The organism is Desulforhopalus sp. (assembly GCA_030247675.1).
Classification (GTDB): Bacteria; Desulfobacterota; Desulfobulbia; order Desulfobulbales; family Desulfocapsaceae; genus Desulforhopalus_A.
Genome location: JAOTRX010000002.1, coordinates 148,461 through 171,216 on the forward strand (window position 1 = coordinate 148,461; position 22,756 = coordinate 171,216).

A 22,756-nucleotide genomic window follows, 5' to 3' on the forward strand; every position below is an offset into this window, starting at 1 on the left:
TCCCTGGAAGTTAAGGCCTGAATAAATCTTGACTTATGGGGTGAAGTGTTGTGTCATTGGGGCGTTGCGCGCCACCGAAAACCGGGAGAGATGCTGGTCGTCGGCAATATCCCTGGCCGCAGGAAGGCTTATTCAAACACCGCAGAGGCCGGTACCAGTATGGACATTCTTTTTCCAGTAATTGGCTATTTCTTGGGGGCCATTCCCTTTGGCTTGGTTATCGGCAAGTTGGTTGGTGCCGATGTACGGAAGTCGGGGAGTTGCAATATCGGAGCCACCAATGTCAGCAGGGTTCTCGGCAAAAAATTCGGTGCCCTTACCCTGGTGTGCGATGCATTGAAGGGCTTTGTGCCGATGTGGCTGGCTGGGTATTTTCTTCCCGACACCGCTGGCAGGGAACTGGTCATCACCATAACCGGTGTCATGAGTGTCGTCGGCCACATGTTCCCGGTATATTTGCGTTTTCGTGGCGGAAAGGGTGTCGCAACCGGGTTGGGTGTCTTCTTGTTTCTCTCGCCTCCGGCAGTTGGAATAAGCCTGGCGATCTTTGTTGCCGTCGTGGCCCTGACCAAATTTGTCTCGGTCGGTTCACTCCTGGTCTCCGCCTTGATTCCCCTCTGGTTGTATCTGCTTGGATCTTCGACAACGGTAATTATCGCTGCGGCGGTTATTGCCACTTTGATCTGGATTAAGCACCACGAAAACATCACCAGACTCCTGCATGGTCAGGAGAAGCCTTGGAAAAAGGCAAATCCATGACGGGGCGGGATCCTGCGCCGTTCAGCTGCATTCTTACCTCTCCATTCAATTGATCGTCACGCTTGCGGAACGCTGTTGTGTCTCAATGAGGTGTGGTGATCAGAGTGCCGCGTTCTTTTTCGTCAGGTCGGCAAGAAGCGTCTCAGCCTCGTCCATGGTCTTGGCGTACATCGGTTGGTAGCAGTTTATCATCTTGGTTAACTTGGACATCTGCTGGAAGATGATCTTGGCCCTCCCCACGACGCGGACAACCGGTCCGACCTGCTTCTCGTTGAGATAGGAGGTGATTTTCTTGAAAGTTTCGATGGTACTGAGATGGGCGATTCGCGATTCTGTGAGATTGTTGATGACCGAGAAGCCAGGTTTAAGGTCAGAGACACAAAATCGAATATCGGTATAAATCCGTTCCGCGTCCTTTTTAGCAATATTCCCCCGGAGAGTTATGAGCAGCCGGTTGCGTTTAATGTCGGCGGTGACTGTCGACAGACACTTGTCCTTTCCCATAATGCCGGAATACGTGGTTGAGGTTGGGGTGGAAAGGGTGTTATTCCTTGAGGATAGCGCCGATAAGCTCTTCGCGTTTCTGCGGCGATAGATACGGGGTCATGCGTATCTCTAGGATTTTTGCCTGCCGGTTTTTGCGGTGCTTGGCCGCCTCCTCGATAATAGTGCTGAGATCTTCGATATTACAGGGTTTTGTGAGGTAATTATAGGCGCCCAACTTGATTGCCTCAACCGCTGTGGTCACCGTGCTCCGGCCTGTGAGCATGAGGATCTCAACCAATGGCCGCCTTTTTTTCATAATTTTCAAGACTTCCAGCCCGTCCATTCCCGGCATGGCCAGATCAAGAACGACAACATCGATTCCCTCGTTGTGATCGAGGGTTGTAAGGCCCGCCTCGCCATCGGCAGCGGTGCAAACGGTAAAGCCTCTTTTGTCGAGGCGTAAGCCGAGGATTTCAGTGAAGGACTGGTCGTCGTCTATGACAAGAACAGTTGTTGGTTCCATGAGTTTTTTATACGTTTCTGCAGATATGCTAGTCTACTCACCTTTAATCAACAACTGATTGATCGGAATACTTGCCGGTTATTCCGACGTAACAAGCGCGAATTGCGGCAATGTCTTTTTCGGCGTCACCGGTGGGCAGAAAGGTCGATAGAAAGCCACCGGCCTTGCGCCGGTAATCGAGAAAAGCCAGGGCAATCGGGATATTGGCGCCGAGGGCGATATAGTAGAAGCCTGTCTTCCATTTTGTCACTTTGGCCCTTGTGCCTTCCGGTGGGACGGCGATGATCAGGCGGTCGCTTGCATTGAAGGCGGCAATGGTTTCGGCCACTACATTGTTTCGAGATTCCCTGTTTATTGGGATTCCGCCCAGCCAGCGCATCACCGGGCCGCGCCATCCGGAAAACAAGGAATCCTTGCCCATCCAGTGCATTTCAAACCGGTATACAAAGGCCATTGCCAGGGACAGGGGGAAGTCCCAGTTACTGGTATGGGGAGCGGCGATAAGCACGTATTTCGGCGCAGTGGGAGGGGTGCCTTCGATTTTCCAGCCGCGCACAGCGAGGCAGAATTTGCATAAGGCTGAAACGATCGGCTGCAGCACCGGGGTGCTGTACATTGTCTTTGCCACAAAAAGAATCCAGGTAGAAGAAATGGTTGTATCGCAACGGCAGAGGTTTTATTTGAGCAGGTAAGCTGCTCAGCCCTATGTCGGTGGCGAATTGCTTACTGCAAGGTGCTGGTTATCTTGTCAACAGCCTTTCTGTTGAGGGTTTCTGCGCAATAGGTCGCCCCTTTACTTGAGCCGACACCGTCTCGCCATTCCGCCAGGGTACCCCCCTTTTCATCAAGCAGCTTGTAGCGCAGATCAAGTGAAGCGGCGCCGGCACCGAAACCGACCAGGGCTCTGGCAGCGCGATTGCCGGCGTTGAAACGCTCCACCTCGGCAATCAGCAGTTTGCCCATATCGGCTTTATATTCGTGCATATTTTTGATCAGAACAGCACGAAAACCAGCCTTGTTGAGATTTTTGATAAGGTCGCGGTCCATCCAGGCTACTGTGTTGCCCAGTTCTCTCGTCTGGTCGGCAGTGAGTCCGGACATTTCGCCATCGAGGGTCAGGACTGCGATGTCCCGGACGACCGGTGGATTATTGGTGGTGGTGTTTTTTTTCTGACCACAGCCGGCGATGCATCCAAGCAGGAAAAAAATCGCGAGGAAGAGGGATGTTGCTTTTCTCATGTCGAACTCGTTCGGTAAAGGGGGATTGAATCCTCCGGTGATGCGGAGGTGAATGTTGCCGTTTGCCCAAAGCCTCAGCCAGGGCGCCTGAGAAATGGTTGTTATGTATTGCCAAGATCTTTTCGTGCCTTTTTCTGGATGGCGAGGTAGAGATTCTCGACCTTTTTTCTCGCCCAGGGGGTTTTACGTAAAAAGGTCAGGCTGGACTTGACCGAGGGATCGGTTGTGAAGCATCGTATGGCAATGCGCTTTCCAAGTTCTTCCCATCCATAGTATTCAAACAGGCTATTGATAATCCGTTCAAGAGTCAATCCCTGCAAAGGGGTTTTGCTGTTTTCTTTGTTCATAAGGTGGATTGACAAGCCGTGTCTGGCGGGTTTCAACGGAATAAAGTATCGCCGTCAGGGGATGTTACGGCCACCACTGGAGAACTGTCTGTTTGGTGCCGGGGTGAAGAAGATGCAGCATTATACAAAAATAGCCGGTAAAGTCATGATGATTTCTTCACAGCCTTTTTCTTCTCCTAGAATAAATGCGCAAAAGTAAGGAAAAATTATGAGAAAGCTAACGGCATCACCGGTGATCGTTGGAGTGCCACGATCCGGAACAACCTTATTGAGATTGATGCTGGACGCGCATCCGGAACTGGCGATCCCCCCCGAAACCGGTTTCCTGCTGCACCCTGGAACTTTCGAGGCATGCGTTTCGCCGGCAGAGATAGCCAGGAAAATAATGGACTTTCCCAGTGGTGCACCAGCTTGGGGAGATTATGGAATCTCGGAAGAGGTCTTTATGGGAGAGATTGCTCGCCTCCCGACATCGGCTGGTTTGGCAGAGGTGTTGCGGTTATTTTACCGTTTGTATGCCGACCGATTTGCCAAGCCGCGCTGGGGGGAGAAAACGCCCATGTATCTGCAACGGATGCAAGCCATCCATGCCATCCTGCCGGAAACACGTTTTATTCATATCATCAGAGACGGCCGGGATGTGGCACTGTCCTGGCGGCAGATGTGGTTCGCCCCCAGCCGGGATACTCTGGAACTTGTGCAGCGCTGGGTAAAGTTGGTCGGCGAAGCACGAGTACAATCACAAGGATTACCCTGCCTTGAGATACGGTATGAGGAGCTGCTCACTGATACTGAAAAAATCTTACGAAACATCTGCCGGTTCCTTGAGCTTGATTTCTCCCCCGAGATGCTGGAGTACCACCAAAATGCCGCATCCCGGCTCAGTGAGCATCGTGCTCGATATTCGAGCGACGGAACGCTCGTGGTGTCTCAAAGTCAACGGCTCCATCAACAGAGAAAGACCATGAGCCCGCCCGACGTAACAATGATCGACCGATGGAAGACGGAGATGTCTCAACAGGAAAAGGATGCATGTCTGAAGATCATGGGTGATCTCGCTCAGCCCATAAAGGAACCTTATTATACCGAGGAGGCATAGTTTTTTTCATAGCAGATAAGTTGCTCAGCTCCGTTTTAATCCTGGAAATGCTTGCCTTTCGAGCCGTAACGATTGCGACGAGTCTCGGCAAAAAAAATTGCGAAGTTTTCCCTAAACGGGTAGCTTAGGCGGCAAAATATCAGTGCTGCTCAGTTCTTGCTCCCCTTCATCCTCTCCAGGTAATGGTGGCTCATTTCGTGAGGTATTCCCCTCTGAGATAACAACGTTTCAATGCCCATATCAGACACCATCGCCAAATCAGTTTCCCCAGTGATCGTCAGTTGTCAAGGGGTCAGCAAGTGCTATTACAGCTACCATCGTCCGATGGATCGTTGGTGGGAGGGTTTGAATGCTTTGTTGGCACGTTGCATCGGCCTTCAAAAGCAGCATCGTCATACCGGTTTTTGGGCGCTGAGGGATGTCTCTCTTGAGATGTATAAAGGTGAGGCAGTCGGTATTGTTGGTCGGAATGGGTCGGGGAAATCGACACTCCTGCAACTTATCGTGGGCATCCTGAGTCCAAGCGAGGGGCAGATTAATGTCAGCGGCCGGGTTTCAGCGATGCTGGAGTTGGGTGCGGGATTTCACCCGGAATTCACTGGTGTCGAGAATGTCCGCATCAATGCCGCACTGCTCGGCCTGTCGCCGGCAACGATTGAAGAACGGCTGGCGTCGATCCTTGATTTTTCAGAGATCGGTGACTATGCCTTTATGCCGGTAAAAACCTATTCCTCGGGAATGTACGTCCGGCTTGCCTTTTCGGTGATGATTCATTCCTCCACCGATCTTCTGGTCATTGACGAGGCCCTTTCGGTCGGAGATGCTGCCTTTCAGGCAAAATGCATGAAGTGGATGCACGATTTCCAAAATGCCGGTGGCAGCCTACTTTTTGTCAGCCATGATGTTGCTGCCGTTCGTGCCCTGTGCAGTCGGGCAGTTTATCTGGAAAGTGGCAGGGTAAAAGAGATGGGGGCTGTCGGAGCAGTCACCGACCATTATTTGCGCGATATCCACCAACACAACAACGCTGCCTTCGCCGTGACCATTGTTCCTGAAGTTGAGCAAGGCGCTGCGCAGGGAGGTGCAGTTGCTCCTTCCCTAGATTTTACTGAACGTTGCCGCATATTTGAGGAAAAATGGGCGCAATATCGACAGGGAACGGGTGATGCGCGGATTCGTCTAGTGGAGATGCTTGACCAACGGGGGCAAGCCCTGGAAGTAGTGGAATTTAACGATCAAGTGGTGATCAGGATATATGTTGAATGCATCCAGCCCTGCTCCGCTTCTATCAATTACAAGCTCCGCGACAAAAATATGACGGCTGTGGTTGGCGCCGATTTTCTTATTGCCGAGCAACCGCTCCTGGCCATGTCGCGCGGCAAGATGTACATGGCAGAATATCGAACGCGGTTGTCGATTCGCCCGGGGAATTATACCCTCCGCCTGTCGGTGACCCACCCCATAAACAACCACGAGCAGGCAGTATTTATAGATATAGTCGAGGTGGCTCTGCCATTTAAACTGTTGCCGTCACCTCTCGGCTGGATCTATACTCAGGCCTATTTGCCAAACACGGTGCAGGTGAGTGAGATTTCTCCGGACCGTAAGTTGAATGACAATGAGCTAAGGAATTAATGATGTCTACACTTCTTGAACGTTTTCCCGGTGTCCACTTCTACAATCCCGCACTGACCGAGGTGCAGGACAACGTCCGTATCGGCAAGGGTACGCGGGTTGGGTCATTCACCCTTATTCACCAAGGGGCGGTAATCGGCGAAGATGTCACCATCGGTTCGCACTGCAATATCTGTGATTGCACCATCGGCGATCGTGCCTCCATTCAAACCGCCTGTCATATTACCCGGGGCGTGGTGATTGAGGATGAGGTGTTTATTGGCCCCGGAGTAGTCACCTTAAACGATAAGCTGCGCGGCGAGTCAATGGCCTTCCCGCGTATCTGCAAGGGAGCGAAGGTCGGCGGTGGCAGCGTCATTTTGCCGGGAGTGACCATTGGCGCTAGAGCGCTGGTCGGGGCCGGCAGCGTCGTCAACCGGGACGTGCAGGAAGGGGCGATAGTTGTCGGCAATCCCGCCCGTTTGATGGCCGGACGGTAGGCAGTTATGGATGGTATTATTGTCAATCTGGCGCCAACCGGGATGGTGCCCACCAAGGCGATGAATCCGCATCTGCCGGTTTCCGCCGAGGAAATCGTCGAGGATGCCAAACGCTGTCTCGCTCTCGGCGTGTCCATCGTCCACCTGCATGCGCGTGACGAGCTGGGGCAACCGACATATCGCAAGGAAGTTTATGGCCAGATAATTGCCGGTATCCGCGAGGCATATCCAGAGGCGATCATCTGTGTGTCGCTCAGCGGCCGCCATTTCAACGGATTTGAGGAACGGGCCGATCCCTTGCTGCTTACCGGCGATCTCAAGCCCGACATGGCCAGTCTCACCCTCGGCTCGATGAACTTCAGCCGCACCGCAAGCGTCAATAGTCCGGAGACGAACCAGCGGCTTATTGCCCGGATGGCCGAGGCGGGGGTCAAACCCGAGCTGGAGGTATTTGATTCCGGGATGGTAAATTATGCCCGCTATCTTGCCGACCGTGGCCTGATTCAGCCGCCCTTTTATTTCAATTTTCTCCTGGGAAACGTTGCCACGGCCCAGGCCAAGCCCCTGCATCTTGGGATGCTGATGGCCGAGTTGCCGGCCAATTCCTTGTGGTGTGGCGGCGGTATCGGCGCCGACCAGCTCGCCATGAATACCATGGGGATGTTGTATGGCAATGGGGCGCGCGTCGGCCTGGAGGATTACCTCTGGCTTGATAAAGAGAGAAAACACTTGGCCAGTAATGTCGATATGGTGCAGCGTGTCGTAAAGCTTGCAGAACTGATGGGTAAAAAAATTGCGACGCCGCGGGAAGTGCGCCGGGCGCTGGGATTGGATTCGCATGTCTGACGCCATTCCTTGCGGCCTGCATATTCTTATCACCAATAACACCCTTGGCGCCAGGGCGGGATCTGAGGTCTATGCCCGTGACCTGGCCATTGAACTGATGAAGCGTGGGCACCATCCGGTGGTTTACAGCACGGTGCTTGGTGAAGTTGCCGAGGATCTGCGCCGGGCGACGGTTCCGGTTGTCGATGATCTGCATGCCCTGGGCACTACTCCTGATATCATCCATGGTCAGCACCATCTGGAGACGATGACGGCCGCCCTGCATTTCCCTCGCACTCCGGTTATTTCGATATGCCATGGCTGGTTGCCGTGGGAGGAACTTCCCCCCTTATTTCCTTCTATTCTGCGCTATGTGGCGGTAGATGACCTCTGTAAGGAGCGCCTTTTGACAACAAAGGGAGTGCCTCCGGAACGTGTCGAGGTTTTGTATAACTTTGTCGATACGGATCGGTTTCAGTTGCGCCCACCTCTGCCGGCAAGGCCGCAATCTGCCCTAATCTTCAGCAACTATGCCGGTGCGTCAATGGTTGCTACCCTTGAATCGGCATGCCGGAAATTCGGAATTACCCGTATTGATGTCGCCGGTATCGGCATGGGCAAGGCCCTGACCGCCCCTGAAGAAGTGCTTGGCGACTACGATGTTGTTTTCGCCAAGGCGAAATGCGCCATAGAAGCCAGCGCTTCAGGGTGCGCCCTCATCGTTGCCGATTTTGCCGGTTTGGGCGGTATGGTGACGACTGAGAATGTCGAGTCACTCCGCCGGTTAAACTTCGGTGTTCGGACAATGCAACGGGCGGGTGTAAGCGAGGAATCCGTTATAGTTGAATTGCAACGCTACAATGCCGAGGATGCGAGGCAAGTAAGCCTCCTTGTCCGCGACAAGGCGTCGATGACCAAGGCAGTTGATCGATGGGACCAACTTTACAGAGAGGTGTTGGCCGACTGGCTGACCCTTGCCGGTGGCGATCAGCAGGCATTTGCTCATAACCAGTTGCGGGCCGCCGCCGGGTATCTCAGCCTCTTGGCGCCAAGTCTCAAGACGCGATACGACGGTTTTGCCCGCGCCGATCACACAGAGAGAATTGTCGCGGAAAAGGAGGCGCTTCTTGCCCTGGTTGAGGCAAGGGCAAGTGCCGCCGAGGGTCGTGCTGCGGAGACAGAGGCGCAGATTCGAACCAACAATGAAACTGCTCGACAACTCGCCAACGAACTCCAGCAGATTTACACTTCCCGGGCATGGAAGCTCGTCACCCGATACCGGATATTCAAGTCGGGGATTGCTAACTGCAGGAGGGCAATTGCCGGGAAAAAACTGTAAGATTATTTCCTCGCCATATCATCGATCTGGCCGTTTTAACAGCCGATATCCTGCGAAAAACTCAAATCCCCAAGCTCATTATTCACGCCATCTTCACGTGGAGGTCTTCATATGGTCTTTCGTTCCCTGTTTAAAAGCTGCACACTGGTTTTAGGTATCTGCCTGGTGGTTTTTCCGTCTTCAGCAAGAAGCGAGGCAACTAATGTACTTTCACTCCTCGAAGGCTGTCTGCCGGTCACCATCCCGGCGACGTATGATGGTTGGGAGGCCTATAATCTGCTGGACGATAGCCTGGCATCCGGTTGGGCCAATGCAACCGGCAAGACCCTGAACAACGTCTTCGTTTTTGAGATGGCCGCCGGTGCGACTCTTGATTCTTTCGAATTTGATACTGCCGCAGCGGATGCAGAGGGTGCGGCAGCAAAGGACATTCTGGTCGAGATCTCGGCGCAGTCGGCATCTGGGGGCTTTGCCAAGGTATTGCAGGTAACTCTTGCCAACACGACCGATGGGCAAAAATTCAAAGTCGAAAAAGCACTCTCCGGCCAATGGGTGCGCCTGACCATCAAGAACAACTACGGCAATACCGAGTATACCGAAATGTTCGGTTTTCGCGGCTACGGCAACCGGCCGGATCCAGGGAAATCCCCTGAAATGTCCGGGACATATTCAACAAACTATGCGGATTTTCATGTCCGCCAGCAGGGTACTGCCTTGGCCGGATGTTACGAATACAACGATGGCTTACTGGATGGAGCGATCGAGGGCCGGGTCATGAAAATCACCTGGCAGGAAGGTCCGGAAAGCAAAGGACCGGCGATAATGGTTTTTTCCAAAGAAGGAAACTCCTTTAAGGGTTTCTGGTGGCGTGACAAGGCCGAGGGCAACCCTGCTGGTACCTGGGACGGCACCAAAAAATCGACTACGGTCGGCAGCTGCCCGCACTGGTCCGGTTCCCTGAAAGGTGAGTTGCAGAAAAAGCTCAAGGCCAATGGCCGGGCGAGCATCTATGGAATCCGTTTTGCCCTGGACTCTGCTGTCATTCAGGCTCCATCCTATCCGATTCTCACGGAAATCGTCGATGTCCTGAAAGCCGATACCTCCCTTCGCCTTACCATTGAAGGACATACCGACGCCCTCGGCGCGGCCGGGCATAATCAGACACTTTCCGAACAACGGGCAGCATCAGTCAAGGCCTACCTGGTTGACAAGGGTGTGGCGGGCGACCGTTTGGCAACCATGGGTTTTGGGCCCAGCAAACCGGTGGCCGGTAATGACAATGAGCTTGGTCGCGCCCAGAACAGAAGGGTCGAGCTTGTCCGCCAGTAGGCGCTTCTTCTAGCAGGAGCCGGCTGGAATTTGAGGGGATATCGGATCAACCTCCACTCGGATAGATTAGACGTGCTCATTGTCCGCAGCCGGTGCTTTGGCTGCGCACTCCCTGCACAAGCAGGCCTTATGGCGCAGGTTTTCCGGAACGAGGGCGAGTGATTCCGGGTCTATTTGCGTGTGCTGACACCAGCAATCAATGTCAAGGCGGCCGGATTTGGCTGCGGCACAATCATTCGGTTTGCCGCAGAGCGGGCAGGTGTGATTTGGCAGTGCTTTCATCGTTTAGTTAAAACTCCTTAGAAGAAACGCAAATTTACCGAGAACCAGCCCTCTCGGCGGTGCATACTGCCTTCCTAGCATATCTGGCAACGGAAACAGGTGCGGTATCCGCCTGTTTCCCGCTTATTTTGTAAACAGCTTGATGTTCCGGTCGATCAATTCCCGGTGGAAACCAACATGGTTGATGAAATGTTGCAGAGCCTCCTCCAGGTTAAAGCTCTTGCCGCCGGGAAGGTTGTACAGGTACTTCGACCAGTCGGACTGAGCGATATGCCGCAGATGCGAGGCCATGAAAGTCCTCACTGCCTTGATGGTGTTTATAGCAAGCGGCAGTTCCGAGGCTTGATACTCCAGGACGGATGTCCAGGTACCATCGAAGGAGAGAACGGTTGTTCCGGGGGCGACAATCCCCCAACGATATCTGTGAAAGTTGGCAACATCAAAGTCAACGCAGTGAACGACTTGCTCGATGATCGACCAGGCATCACTGTTTGGTCTGAAAAGAAGCATATCCCTTTCGAGGGTGAGCGTGTCATCAAATGCAGAAGAAAGGTTTTCGAATTGTTCAATGAGTGCCAGTTTGCCTTCGGTATTCATGAGGGACCTCCAGTGACCAAGCCTGATTGATGAAAATAATTGCCGGTACCAATCGCCTCTTCGTCAGTTTGTTGCCTGCGGCAAGAGCCACAGTGGGTTACGGTTTCAACTGGCGGAGGTTTTGTTGTAACCACTGCTGGAACTGACTCTTACTCATGGCCCCGGATACTCTTGTCACTTCGCGCCCTTGGTGGAATAGGGCCAGGGTCGGTATTGAGCGGATCTGGTAGCGTGAGGCTGTTTGTTGATTAGCCTCTGTATCCAGTTTGATAAAACAGGCCTGGGTTTCCATCTCGGCGGCAATTTCACTGAAAACCGGGGCGAATTGCCGGCAAGGCCCGCACCAGGGTGCCCAGAAATCAACTACGACGGGCAAATCACTTTTGTCGATAAAACGTTGAAAGCTGCTGTCATGAGCCGCGATGGGTTTTCCGGCAAGCAGCCTGTCGCGGCATTTGCCGCAAATAGGCTGATCGACAAGCTTTTGTGCAGGCACGCGGTTGACAACTCCACAATGCGGGCAAACGACCTGGAGAGGATTTGAGGCAGTCATCGGCAACTCTCGTTTTGAATCTTTGGCCTGGCAAGGGGACAATTGCCCTGAGGCCGGTTGTAACTCTTACCAAAGGTATATTTCATTGGGCTGTTCAAGCCTAAGGTGGCGCCCTCTACTGCACATGTAATTCAATCGTTCCATCGATGGATTTTCCGGCAATAGAATATTCCTTGTGATCATTGCCGTTTAGCGTGACATAGACGGTATGCTTGCCGGGCCGGAGCCTGGGAATGTGAAACCATTCGGAATAGGCCCTGCCGATGAGAACATGATCGACATACACATGGGCGTGTCCCTGGCCAAATTTTGCTTCCTTGCTGGTCATATCAGGGGAAAATTCAAAGCCTGTGGTGATCAGGTGGAGATTGAAGTTTCCCTTCTTCATCATGTCTTCTTTGGCTTCGATTTTAAGGGTTGGTGCAACCTGCTGTGCAGGGACATCGGCAGTTTTATGGGTATGGGCCATAAGGCCTTTGATGTCAAGAGGATAGGTGCTCATTGCCGACGAGTCACTGAACACACTCGTGAACATGTTCAAATAGAGAAGTGCCAAGCAAATACCAACGACGATGCTAATCATGCAAAAAATGCAGTGACTCCATACCTTATTCATTAATACCCCCTCTGCTTGCTCTTTACTTGCGAGTTCTCGTGGTGCGGTTGCTTGTTGGTACTATGTTTACCCAAAATGAAATGTCAATAAGTCAGGTTTGATCCTTTACCAATCATTCTATTGGGTAAGATTTCCCCTTCAATCAAACGCAGTCTTGTCGCCCAGCGTCCCCTGCACCGCATGGTCAGTCCAGACATTCAAATCGCTGTTCATTTACTTCTACCCCCCACTGAGAGCCGCGCTGCTGAAGGGTTTGGCGAAAACCAAACTTCTCATAAAGGTGCCTTGCAGCACCAAGGCCTGCAAAAGTCCACAGATATACCCGGTGGTAGTTCTGCGACTGACAGAATTCCATCGCTGAAGTCAGCAGGGCGGTGCCAACGCCTGTTCCTCGTATTGTGTCGGAAGCTATGAACCAGCGAAGATGCGCTCCGTCCTGCTCGGCGTGGGAACCATCGATTGCAATTGCCCCCTCAATATTGCCGTCCTGCAGTGCGAGCCAAAGGCCGTCGCGCTCGCCGTTATATCGCTTGCAGAACTCGGAAAGCTCGCGCGCTACCTTGGTCTCAAAGGGCAGGCCAAATCCAACGAGTTTGCTGTAGTAAGAAGCGTGAAGTTCAACGATCCTGCCGATGGAACCGGGTATGTAGCCTTTGTGAATTGTCAGGGTCATGATGAGGTATGAATAGATAGATGTTCAACTGATGTCTGTGATTTTTGAGATTGCCCCATCGTGGAACTCGAACTCCGAGCGACCGGTGAGATTCAGGACTTGCCCGCTCTTTAAGCCGTTCGGAAGATCGCTGGCGACGACTGCTCGAAATACAATGGCAACCTGTGCCCTGGACCCTTCGCACTGAAAGGACTCAATAACCTGCTGCCTCTCGGTGAACAGTGATAACGATTGCTGGGCAAGGGCTCTGAGTTCAGAAATACCCGTGGTGCTTGCGTTCACCATGCCTGCCGAAATATTCTTGAACTCAACATCCGGATGAACAGTCAAGAGCATTTCGTCGACATCCATTCGGTTATATGCCGCAATGTATCTCTCAACGAGCGTTTTCATTTCATCGGGAGTCAATTGTCACCTCCGTGTTCTGTTGCTTATACCGCAAGGGCATAATTTTCGTTTGAGTAGACAAGCTGCTCTATTCAGCTGTTTAGTATGGCGGCGGGCTTTTTTGAATATTGTAATGGGAGATCCCAGCGTTTTGGGTAAAGTGTCTATGTCGTTTCTGTAAGATGTCCCCACATTTTTAAAGAGCATTTCGTCGACACTCATGCGGTTGGATGCCTCAATTGGTTCATGAGAGTTGCATCGCAGAACTCGCCTTGATCGCCGACGTAACGTCGGGGCGCCTTGGCGTAATGATTTCGTCGAATATCTCTTGGATAAATGAGGCGACCCAATACTGCGAATTTTCTTCTGGTTGCATGCCACACTCAAGTGCATCCATGTAGTCACCGGACATCATGTAGTGTCCGTTTAGGAAGAAGATGTAGCCCATGTGAAGAATGAATAGGTCTCGCACGTCCTCAGAACAGCGGTCAAGCCACCACCCCCGATTTTCTATGTAAATTTCATTGTCATTCAGCATTGCGTGGCGATAGAAGTTGTAATGCGTGTGATCGTTGCATCTATCACGGAGTTTCTTGTATCGGTCATCGACATCAAATACGCAATTGATTGGTTCTAGGGCTTCTGAGGCCTTTATGTATTGGGACATAACGCGGTATTCTGGCAGTTTTTCTCTTCCCTGGAGCCAGTTGTTTATCTTTTCGACGATGAAGTTCTCGATACTAAGATTGTCGTGAAGGTACAGATTCGAGTAGACGTTAATTACTACGGAATCGTGGTACTTCCGCAACAACGTGTAGGCGTCGTTGATGCGACCTGCGAGCAAGACTGTTCTCATCGATTCCAACGTGCCCTGCATTGAGGAGTAGACGTAGGTGTCGATATTGCAGATGGCCTTTGTACCCATCGTCGCGAATGAGAAAACGGAAATCGCCAATTGCCCATAGAACTCCACGTATCTTTGAAGTTCAGCGAATACGCGATGTTCTTGGTATGCCTTGTCCCTTACTTGCACTGGCGACACTCCGCGCAAATTGTGGCCCAACGTGGAGTTCAGGGGCGGGCGTCTTTTGCGCGTCCCTTGGAACTACTTGATAGAAGTTTCTTTTTATTTAGCGTGCTTGCAAAGTTTTCTATTTCTTTAGGATTGAGCCTTGGAAATAGATGTTTAGTTAACTGGAACTCAACATTTATCTTTCTATTTTGAACTGTTCTTTCAAAAGGATTAATTGCTGCCCAAAAAGCTGCCAATGGCTTGTCACAAGTACACACTGGCATCATTAGTTTTGGTAACGAAAGGCTTTGGATAAAGAACGTAATAGCATTCACATCAGCAATAGCGTTATATGCCATCTCCTTTGTATAGTTTTCTTTTGGCTTTACTATCCTTCTAGCTGGCAAATAGCCCGAACCATCTTTGGGGTCGTAAAGGCAAGATACTATGAGATAGTACAACAACGACTCTCCCAAGATGCCATATTTTTCTGCTAGGTCATCGATTGCATTTTGAGTGTCATTTAATTCCTTGTCGCTTACTCTGTTAGCAACTAAAGGAGCGGCACACAATAAGAATTCTTGTTCTGAGATATTTTGTTCTGATACCTCAATTAAGAGTTGATAAACTTTTTGATATATTTCTTCGCTCGGATACCCAATTATTTTCGCTTTTGGAAAATACTCTTTCAGTTCAGCTGAGGCTTCATTGAATGATTTACAAAATTCAATATAATTTGGAAACCGTTGGTACTGACCTTCAAATGCATAAAGCAAAGGGTTTATTGTTAAGTCGGACTCCTTGTAAGATTTTAGCCACCAGTCTGTAGCTTTTGTGTTGTCCCTTAATTTGTTGCTTTTTATTTGTTTGATTGAAGAGATTACATTTCGATCTGGCAACATATTTTTGTAGTTTGCAAAACTGAAAGGCAACCATCCTCCTAATTCTAAGACATAGATAGTTATTTCTTCATTAAATTGAATTTTGAAATCAATTTTTCTGTCTTTTTCTAGCACTTCTCCGTTAATTTTTACACTGCCTTCCTTTGCAGACATCTGCATTGGATAGCGTGTATTTTCTGTGATTATATCTTCATAGGTTAATGGCTTTATTGAACATGGTATGACCTCTGCCTTATCACCTTCTTCAGTAACCACTGTAATTGCTATTCTGGGATCTGGCTTCATATGTATTCTAACAAGGGGTTTATGAGTGTTCTATAGCAATGGTCAATAAATACACACGCAGTTACAGATAGATGCGCAGGTGTGAGTAAGGGAGCATTTCTCAAGGCATCGGACGATTCAGCCGGAGGATATGCGTCGGGCTGCGTATAATCCCTTGCCGGATCGCTCCTTATTTTCCTCAGGATAGTGGTTACTGATATTCATGAATCTGTCAAGCAGTCTTTTGGTTTTAGTTCTCAGTGCCTCAGCAGCAACATGTCGAATTAACAATGTTAAAACCACTTTTGATTTGGTGAAATCTCCTTTCATTCCCTGTCAGGGAATAACGCAACTCGTCTAATCTGTTTGTTGGCAGGGAGTTGTTTTTAAGGAAGCAAAGGTGAAGATCGACTTTCAGGCTTTGGCAGTCGTCCGTCTAAGATAGGCGAGGATATATTTGATTTCCCCGTAGGTGTAGGCGTCGCCGGCGATGGCCTTGATCTCGCCGAGGTTTTTGTCGAGTACGGGCAGGACGATTTCTTCAAGGGCCTGGCGTTTATCTTCTGCGACCAATTGGTCTATGGTGATTTCGCCCTGTTCCAGGCATTGGGCGAGGTGGCTTTCGATGGTGGTGAAGACAAAGCCGCGCTTTTCGGCAATCTCGGAGATGGCGATGCCCTGGTTGAAGAGTTCGAGGGTGAGGAGTCGGGTGGGGATTTTCGGGCCTTTTGGCGCTTCCACTTGCTCCGGTTCCTTGGGGGAGCCTTGTTCCTGCGGCAAGGCTTCGGGGAGGGTGACTTCCTGAATTGCGTTTTGGTTGCGATAGGCAGCCACCAGGGCCACCAGATCATCGCCGTATTTTTGCGCAAGTTTTTTGCCGATGCCCTTTAGTTGCGAAAGGGCGGCGAGGCTGTCCGGCAGATGGACGGCGATCTGCACCAGGGTCTTCAGATGGATGACCTGGTATTGGGCAAGGTTCTCGGTCGTGGCCGTTTCGCTTCGCCAATCCTTCAATTGCTGGAAGAGGAGTGGATGGCCGATATCTGATTGGGAATATTCGACGGTCTGCGACTTTTCGCGCTTTTCCTTAGCAGGCGTCACCTCCGCCGAGGAGATTGCCCGCAGATACTCCGAGGGCGAAAACCGGGGCGCGCAGCTGCCCACTGCCGCAATCTTTACGGCGGTTTCCTCCTGCAGCCATTTGCACAGGTCTTTGGCCTTTTTGCGGATTTCCTTGTTGTCGGCCTCCACCTGCAAGGCCGGGGCTATCCCGCCGATACCTGCCGCAAACTTCTCCTGAAAATAGACCGAGGCCTTCTGCAGGCGGTCGAGGATCGCCTGGTCTTCGGCAGGCTCGGTGCCGTCGGTAAACATCCCCTGCAGCTGCCGGCGGAAGTTGGTCCCGACGCTGCAGATGTCGTTTACCGTCTGGTTCTGCAGGTCACGGAGGTTGCCGGCCCCGTCCACCCGCACCAGCTCGCCGCTCCGCTCAACCGTGCCGATAAGCCGGGAAAGGAGTTCCTGCAGCCGCTGAAAATCAAAGCATTCAAGGAGGAGCCGCTGCTGGTAGCGGATCTTCGCCGCGGTCAGCTGGGCCTGTGTCGGCACACATTCGCCTGCCTCCCGGACAAAGCGGAGGACGGCGTGGTCGGTCTTAATCGCCCGGGGGGCAAGGGGCGAGCTGAGCACCATGCCCTCCAGGGTCCGGCAACGGCTGAGGGCGACATACACCTGGCCGTGGGCAAAGGCCGCCTGGGCGTCGATGATCGCCCGGTCGAAGGTCAGGCCCTGGCTTTTATGGATGGTGATGGCCCAGGCGAGTTTCAGCGGATATTGGATAAAGGCGCCGATCTTGTTCTCGCTGATCTCTAGGGTTTCCTCGTTGAGGGAATACTCGATATTCTCCCAGGTAGCCGGTTCGACGACGATTTCTTCGTTGTCGTCGGGGCATTGTACCGTGACTTTTTTGTCGGAGATACGGGTGATCTTGCCGATCTTGCCGTTAAAAAATCGTTTTTCCGGTGAGGCGTCGTTGCGGACGAACATGACCTGGGCCGAGGTCTTCAATTCAAGGGTGACGGCGGTCGGGTAGGAGTGTTCCGGGAACTCCCCTTCGATCTCGGCGGCAAAGCGGTGGGTCTTTTGCGGCAGCCCGGCCAGTCGAGCGCTGTTGATGGCGTCGGCGTTGCTGTTATGGGTGCAGAGGGTGATATAGCCTTGGTCTTTGGTGTCGACAAAGCCCGCGATATGGCGCTTGTTCAGTTCCTGCAGGGTGTTGGCGTCGAGGCGGTTGTCGCGGACGCGGTTGAGCAGGTCGATAAAATGGCGGTCGGCCTGGCGGTAGATATGCTGCAGTTCGATGGTGAGCAGCTCGGTCCCCTTCAGGGCATTGCTGCTGAAGAAATAGGGGGAGTCGTAGTAGCTTTGCAGGAGCCGCCATTCGGCATCCTTGACCACCGGCGACAGCTGGTGCAGGTCGCCGATCAGCAGCAGCTGCACCCCGCCAAAGGGCAGGCTGCTGCGGCGATACCTGCGGAGAACGCTGTCCACCCCGTCGAGGAGGTCGGCGCGGACCATGCTGATCTCGTCGATCACCAGCAGGTCGAGGCTCTTGATCAGATTGATCTTGTCGCGGCTGAATTTATGGCGGGTTTCGTGCTCGCTGCCCGGGACGAACGGCCCGAAGGGCATCTGGAAAAAGGAGTGGAGGGTAACCCCGCCGGCGTTGATCGCCGCCACCCCGGTGGGGGCGGTGACGATCATCCGTTTCGGGCTGTGCTTTTTGATGTTGTGGAGAAAGGTGGTCTTGCCGGTACCGGCCTTGCCCGTCAGAAAGATATTGCTGCCGGTGTCCCGGACGAACTCACCGGCAAGCTGCAGCAAGGGGTTGTCGGTATCCATTGCCGCCAGGTTACCCGTAGACTTCCTCAAGAACCACGTTGATCAAGGCGATTTCTTCCTTGCCGAAACGGGCCGGGTCGTACTCCTCGTCGAGCCAGTCGATGAGGTCGGCATATTCTTCATCCTCGGGGTTGTCGAGAACCTCTAAAAGATGGAGGAATCCGGGCACGCCGCCGACATCCTCCGGCGGACAGGCGCGCTTGCCGGCAAGCAATAGCGGATAATCCTTGCCGGCATCCGGCGCCAGGACCTTTTCGACGGTGATGGTGTGCAGCCAGTCGTCACCGAAATCATAGACATAGAGGAAACCGGCAAGGATCTTATCCTGCAGGGATTCCAGGGTAAACTTCGCCTCGTTCTCGCCGGCATCATCGTCTGAAAAGTCATCCGGATCGGGCATGCAATAGCGGTTGCCGTCGATGAGGAATTCGTGCATATGGCTGTCCGTCCAACCCATGCACAGTTGGATGACCTTGTGCAGGCGCGCGAGGGTGGTGTTGCCCGGGACCTGGACGCGGCGCCAGACCGGTGGTTTTAGACCCTGCAGGCTGATTTTCAGCTGGAAGACCGGGGCGGTGGGTGCAGGCCGCTTACTGCCGTGCTTCGGGAAATCGACCTTGATGATCTTGGCCTTTTTTTTCGGGGGAGGACTGCCGCACGAGCCGCCGCCGGGACAGGAGCAGGGGCTGTCCTGGTTTGGTTTGGCGGAATGCATGGGGAAGGGGATGGTCTTCCCTGAAGCCTTCTTGGACAACTGCTTTTCGATGGTCCGGGCGTGGGCCTGAAAGGTCTCCACCGCCAACGGCAGGGTGGCGAGAAGAAAGACCTGGACCTGCATCTCCCGGTCGGCGAACTCTCCTGAGGCCTCGGGAAAGGTCTCCCGGAACACATCTTCCGGCATGTTCTGAAACATTTCCATGATATCGGTCGGGTCGATCAGGCCCTGGATGGTCATGATGCTGTGCATCAGGTCTTCTTTCTTCTTGCCGGACAGGTTGGGGTATTCCTCCGGGTCCCACAACTCCTCGCGCAGGGCAAGGGCCTCCTCGAAACCCGATACCCAGCCGTAGACCTTTTCCAGCAAGTCGTCGTCAAGTGTGCCGAGATCGTATGGAAAGTGCAGGTTGTTTTCATGAAAACCGGTGACCATGCGGTTATACACACTAGTCAGGCAATCGGTCATTTCCACGAATTGCTTGTCATTGCGGAACTCCGGCAGTTCGCCGCCGAAAATTACCGGCAGCCACTCAGCAGGAGAAATAAGCTCCGGGGTCATGGCCAGGCCGAACAGGAAACCGCAGAGTTCATCGTAGGTAAATGCCCCTTCCGGTTCCGGGGCGAGGCGGAGGAGTTTTTCGAGGGTCTTCTTTTCTTTGGAGGGAAGCATTGGGGTGTCCGGTAAAGGTTATTGTTGTGGTGCTAATTGGCTACAGCAATAGCGGAAAAGAGGGGGAAAGGAAAGGGAAAAATCGGCCGCAACTGGACAAGCTGGCGGCTGCCTGATGCTAGCCGGGGTGTCCCATGTTGTGTGGAAGTTTGCTATTCCCGGTAAACTGCTTTATATCGTATGGAGGAATTGGTTGCCCGGTGGGAGATGCTGATGGCGCCATACCCCGATACACCCACTTTTGATACTTTATTGAGGGATCTGCAAGCAGACAGGTCTTTTTCTTTGGGGGATCCGTTGGTGAACGCATGAGAGTTGCAGTCTTTTCCGACATCCATGCAAACATGGAGGCACTTGAAGCGGTGCTTGCCCATGCTGCGTTACAGCACGCCAACCGCTATGTTTGCCTGGGCGATGTGATTGGCTATGGCGCCAATCCCAATGAATGCATCGAGATGTTGCGTGCCTTGCCCGATTGCCCATGCCTGCTCGGCAACCACGAGGCGGCGGTGTTGGGGATTCCCATCAATATGCGCCAGGAGGCCCGGCAGGTGATCGACTGGACCCGCGCCATCCTGTCAAAGTCGGGCCTCTGGTTTCTCAAGGAGATGGAGGACCTGATCAAGTGGCAGGATATCTACTTCTGCCATTCCAATCCATACCGGCCGCGCAACTGGTACTACGTCACGGAAAAGACCTATATCTCCAGTTCCTTTGCCCGCTCAAAGGCGAAGATCCTCTTTGTCGGCCATACCCATGTGCCGGTGGCCATCACCAGGAGGAATTTCTTCTGCATCTACATCCGCTCTCCGCTGCATTCCATGACCGTACCGGCGGCCCAGCTCAATAGGCAGATCTTTAATTGCGGCAGCGTCGGCCAACCCCGTGACGGTGACCCCCGTGCCTCGTATCTGATCTATGATGACGAACTGCAGGTCATCGAATTTTACCGGGTTGATTATAATTATCAGCGCGCCGCTGAAAAAATCCTTGCGGCCGGCCTGCCGAAGTCCTTCGCCACCCGGCTCATCGACGGACTGTAAGTCACTCCGGCAGCATTTCACCAAGGCCGAGACGAGGGCAGGTCTCGCGCAGGTCGTTTTCCAGCTCAATAGCGTTTTCATAGCGTTTGCCGAGGTCTTTTTCCAGGCAGCGCATGATGATTCGCTCCAGCTCAGGGTCGATGGCCGGATTGATGAGATGCGGCGCCTGGCTCTCGACGTTTTCCGCATCGATATCCTGGGGATAGTGGTCGTTCATCTGGAAAAAGGGGACGGCATTGGTGGCGAAGATATAGAAAATCACCCCGATGGCCCAGACATCGCTGGCCTTGCAGCTTTTACCGGCGAGCTGTTCAGGCGGCATGAAGTTGATGGTTCCGGCCGAATTGCCCTCGGCGGATTGCCAGGAGAGGTCGCGGGCGATTCCGAAGTCGAGGAGTTTCACCTGCCCCGCCTTGTTGATGATGATGTTTTCCGGCTTGATATCGCGGTGCATGATCTTGTGCTGGTGGGCATAGGCGACCACCGAGACGATCTGCAGGATATAACTTTCTTTTTTAAGCGGTGAAATCCCCCGTTCCAGCAGCTCCTGCAGGCTTTGGCCTTCGACGTATTCCTGGATGAGGAGGAAGCGGCCGCTATCCTTGACGACTTCGATCAACTGGACGACATTGGGGTGGTGAACCAGCCTCTTCAGGATGGCGGCGGAGCGTAGCACCCCGATGTTCATGGCGGGGGAGTGGGGTATTTTGGCCACGGCGATGCGGCCCGTACCCTGCCTCTGCACCAGCCAGACCACACCGAAACCACCGGTGCCGAGGCGGCGAACAGGCTGCCAGGGGTTGGAAATGCTTGCTGTTACCGGGGTATTGATAAGCGATTTCGGTGAGAAAAACTCCAAACCTTCCTGAAAAAAATGGACTATCCGGGTCCAGCCCCGCCGGTTGATGTTCTCCTTGCCCGGTATTGCCGGCTGTACCGAGTCCTGCCGGGGTTGGCCCTGGTTCATGGCCTGACCCATCTCCAGGAGGATCAGAAAGCTTATGGAGAATCTGCTCTCATTGAGGGGCAGCTCGATAAAGTCATCGGCCCCGGCATCGAGGTAGCGTTTGATTTCACCGAGATTTACTTCCGGAACCAGCACCAGGAAAGGTACCAGGGGACCGACGAAGTCGCGAATGAGCTGGATGACCCGGGTTTGCCGGGGATGTTCGGAGTCGATATGGTAAATGACCAGACAAATTTTCTTGTCCGGGTTGTTTTTGACGAAGTTACGTACGGTGCCGATGGTCAGTGGAACGGTATCGATCTCAAAGGACGAAACCAGGCTATTGACCAGAGCGGTCAGCGAATCTGCCAGGCCGAATGTCAGTATGGTTTCGCTGGGAGTCTGCACATTGCACCCTTTCTTGAAAAACCATGATACACGGCGCATCGATAACGTCTGCCGCAAAGGCATACGTTTCGCGTGAACAGGCACAACTCAACTCAAGCTTATTATACGCCGGGGATGCTGTTGTTTTCAGCCTATCAAAAGAACCGCCGCCCGGGCAAATGTTTTTTACCGTTTGCCGTGGGAAGGGCCGGGAGGTGACGGCAAGGGGCTGCTATAGCCACTTTTTAATGTGCCTGGCCAATAATTTGAGATCTTTATACTGGTGGTTGTCGCCGGGAATTTCCACCAGGGTCACAGCGGGGATGGCGGCGATTTCAGCCCGGAGATGAGCGCAAGACCCAACGATATCATGGGCTTGCTGGATAAAGAGACAGGGCAAATGGAGGTCCGAAACCAACTGTTTGAGGTCCAGGTTGTTTTCTTTAAAGCTTGTCACCGGGGTGCCGACAAAGACCGCCTTATCCGGACTGATCATCTTCTTTCCGCAGGCCTGCAGACCAATCATAACGCCAAGCGATTTGGCGACCAACAGGTTTACCGCAGATCCCATGAGGCGCTGCACTTCGCCGTCCAGATCCAGGCACTGCTCGGCATCGCCACAGTCCCAATGCCGGTACCTTTGCACCAGCTGCGTCTGGCCGGGGGCCTCAATTTCCTTGAGGAGGTTGGTCGCCCAACGTTCCGTCTTCGGGCTGATTCCCGGCAAAGCGAGTATGTTCATATGC

The 22,756-nt window shown here is 52.9% G+C and carries 25 protein-coding genes; 8 read left to right on the top strand and 17 right to left on the bottom strand.

The window, feature by feature from the left end; genetic code table 11:
* Positions 1–159: 159 nt before the first annotated feature.
* Complete coding sequence (plsY, locus tag OEL83_00685) at positions 160–759, top strand: glycerol-3-phosphate 1-O-acyltransferase PlsY (protein ID MDK9705537.1); 600 nt, start codon at positions 160–162, stop codon at positions 757–759.
* Between the two features lie 99 nt (positions 760–858).
* Here plsY and OEL83_00690 read toward each other — a convergent pair whose 3' ends face one another.
* The 5 genes from OEL83_00690 to OEL83_00710 form a co-directional block, all read right to left on the bottom strand.
* A complete protein-coding gene (locus OEL83_00690) occupies positions 859–1,263 on the bottom strand; it encodes a hypothetical protein (protein ID MDK9705538.1) in 405 nt (134 codons plus the stop codon).
* A gap of 40 nt (positions 1,264–1,303) precedes the next feature.
* A complete protein-coding gene (locus OEL83_00695; GenBank protein MDK9705539.1) occupies positions 1,304–1,768 on the bottom strand; it encodes a response regulator in 465 nt (154 codons plus the stop codon).
* Between the two features lie 43 nt (positions 1,769–1,811).
* Positions 1,812–2,396, bottom strand: coding sequence for a lysophospholipid acyltransferase family protein (locus OEL83_00700; GenBank protein ID MDK9705540.1), 585 nt, complete (start codon positions 2,394–2,396; stop codon positions 1,812–1,814).
* A gap of 95 nt (positions 2,397–2,491) precedes the next feature.
* Positions 2,492–3,007, bottom strand: coding sequence for a DUF4410 domain-containing protein (locus OEL83_00705; protein MDK9705541.1), 516 nt, complete (start codon positions 3,005–3,007; stop codon positions 2,492–2,494).
* A 101-nt stretch (positions 3,008–3,108) separates the two neighbouring features.
* The gene (locus tag OEL83_00710) at positions 3,109–3,354 is read right to left on the bottom strand and encodes a VF530 family protein (GenBank protein MDK9705542.1); all 246 of its coding nucleotides are present in this window, start codon (positions 3,352–3,354) and stop codon (positions 3,109–3,111) included.
* 208 nt (positions 3,355–3,562) lie between these two features.
* Here OEL83_00710 and OEL83_00715 point away from each other — a divergent pair, with 208 nt between their 5' ends.
* From OEL83_00715 to OEL83_00740, 6 genes are all read left to right on the top strand, one after another.
* Positions 3,563–4,453, top strand: coding sequence for a sulfotransferase (locus tag OEL83_00715; protein MDK9705543.1), 891 nt, complete (start codon positions 3,563–3,565; stop codon positions 4,451–4,453).
* Positions 4,454–4,684: 231 nt separating this feature from the next.
* Positions 4,685–6,088: an ABC transporter ATP-binding protein gene (locus OEL83_00720; GenBank protein MDK9705544.1), complete on the top strand. Its 1,404-nt coding sequence runs from the start codon at positions 4,685–4,687 to the stop codon at positions 6,086–6,088.
* Between the two features lie 2 nt (positions 6,089–6,090).
* Positions 6,091–6,567: an N-acetyltransferase gene (locus tag OEL83_00725; GenBank protein MDK9705545.1), complete on the top strand. Its 477-nt coding sequence runs from the start codon at positions 6,091–6,093 to the stop codon at positions 6,565–6,567.
* Positions 6,568–6,573: 6 nt separating this feature from the next.
* Positions 6,574–7,413 (top strand): 3-keto-5-aminohexanoate cleavage protein, encoded by an 840-nt coding sequence (locus tag OEL83_00730; GenBank protein ID MDK9705546.1) that lies wholly within the window; start codon positions 6,574–6,576, stop codon positions 7,411–7,413.
* A complete protein-coding gene (locus tag OEL83_00735) occupies positions 7,406–8,731 on the top strand; it encodes a glycosyltransferase family 4 protein (GenBank protein ID MDK9705547.1) in 1,326 nt (441 codons plus the stop codon). Before OEL83_00730 ends, OEL83_00735 begins: the two co-directional genes overlap by 8 nt.
* Before the next feature lie 111 nt (positions 8,732–8,842).
* On the top strand, positions 8,843–10,060 hold the full coding sequence (locus OEL83_00740; protein ID MDK9705548.1) for an OmpA family protein: 1,218 nt from the start codon (positions 8,843–8,845) through the stop codon (positions 10,058–10,060).
* A 66-nt stretch (positions 10,061–10,126) separates the two neighbouring features.
* Here the strand turns inward: OEL83_00740 and OEL83_00745 are convergent, their stop codons facing one another.
* The 10 genes from OEL83_00745 to OEL83_00790 all read right to left on the bottom strand — a co-directional run bounded on the left by OEL83_00745 (position 10,127) and on the right by OEL83_00790 (position 19,634).
* On the bottom strand, positions 10,127–10,342 hold the full coding sequence (locus OEL83_00745; protein ID MDK9705549.1) for a cysteine-rich CWC family protein: 216 nt from the start codon (positions 10,340–10,342) through the stop codon (positions 10,127–10,129).
* A gap of 123 nt (positions 10,343–10,465) precedes the next feature.
* Positions 10,466–10,939 (bottom strand): DinB family protein, encoded by a 474-nt coding sequence (locus OEL83_00750; GenBank protein ID MDK9705550.1) that lies wholly within the window; start codon positions 10,937–10,939, stop codon positions 10,466–10,468.
* 97 nt (positions 10,940–11,036) lie between these two features.
* On the bottom strand, positions 11,037–11,492 hold the full coding sequence (gene trxC, locus OEL83_00755) for a thioredoxin TrxC (GenBank protein MDK9705551.1): 456 nt from the start codon (positions 11,490–11,492) through the stop codon (positions 11,037–11,039).
* A 115-nt stretch (positions 11,493–11,607) separates the two neighbouring features.
* Positions 11,608–11,994 carry a hypothetical protein gene (locus OEL83_00760; protein MDK9705552.1) on the bottom strand — a complete coding sequence of 129 codons (387 nt, stop codon included), beginning with the start codon at positions 11,992–11,994 and terminating at the stop codon, positions 11,608–11,610.
* A 298-nt stretch (positions 11,995–12,292) separates the two neighbouring features.
* The gene (locus tag OEL83_00765; GenBank protein ID MDK9705553.1) at positions 12,293–12,781 is read right to left on the bottom strand and encodes a GNAT family N-acetyltransferase; all 489 of its coding nucleotides are present in this window, start codon (positions 12,779–12,781) and stop codon (positions 12,293–12,295) included.
* 24 nt (positions 12,782–12,805) lie between these two features.
* Positions 12,806–13,189: a nuclear transport factor 2 family protein gene (locus OEL83_00770; GenBank protein ID MDK9705554.1), complete on the bottom strand. Its 384-nt coding sequence runs from the start codon at positions 13,187–13,189 to the stop codon at positions 12,806–12,808.
* Between the two features lie 223 nt (positions 13,190–13,412).
* Positions 13,413–14,201, bottom strand: a complete 789-nt coding sequence (locus tag OEL83_00775; protein MDK9705555.1) for a hypothetical protein — start codon at positions 14,199–14,201, stop codon at positions 13,413–13,415.
* Between the two features lie 38 nt (positions 14,202–14,239).
* A complete protein-coding gene (locus OEL83_00780; protein MDK9705556.1) occupies positions 14,240–15,367 on the bottom strand; it encodes a hypothetical protein in 1,128 nt (375 codons plus the stop codon).
* A 393-nt stretch (positions 15,368–15,760) separates the two neighbouring features.
* Positions 15,761–18,247, bottom strand: a complete 2,487-nt coding sequence (locus tag OEL83_00785; GenBank protein MDK9705557.1) for an AAA family ATPase — start codon at positions 18,245–18,247, stop codon at positions 15,761–15,763.
* 10 nt (positions 18,248–18,257) lie between these two features.
* Positions 18,258–19,634 (bottom strand): UPF0149 family protein, encoded by a 1,377-nt coding sequence (locus OEL83_00790; protein MDK9705558.1) that lies wholly within the window; start codon positions 19,632–19,634, stop codon positions 18,258–18,260.
* 308 nt (positions 19,635–19,942) lie between these two features.
* Between OEL83_00790 and OEL83_00795 the strand changes: the two genes are divergently transcribed.
* Positions 19,943–20,677, top strand: coding sequence for a metallophosphatase family protein (locus tag OEL83_00795; protein MDK9705559.1), 735 nt, complete (start codon positions 19,943–19,945; stop codon positions 20,675–20,677).
* 1 nt (position 20,678) lies between these two features.
* Here OEL83_00795 and OEL83_00800 read toward each other — a convergent pair whose 3' ends face one another.
* Positions 20,679–22,031: a serine/threonine protein kinase gene (locus OEL83_00800; GenBank protein MDK9705560.1), complete on the bottom strand. Its 1,353-nt coding sequence runs from the start codon at positions 22,029–22,031 to the stop codon at positions 20,679–20,681.
* A 211-nt stretch (positions 22,032–22,242) separates the two neighbouring features.
* On the bottom strand, positions 22,243–22,752 hold the full coding sequence (locus OEL83_00805; GenBank protein ID MDK9705561.1) for a hypothetical protein: 510 nt from the start codon (positions 22,750–22,752) through the stop codon (positions 22,243–22,245).
* Positions 22,753–22,756 lie beyond the last annotated feature (4 nt).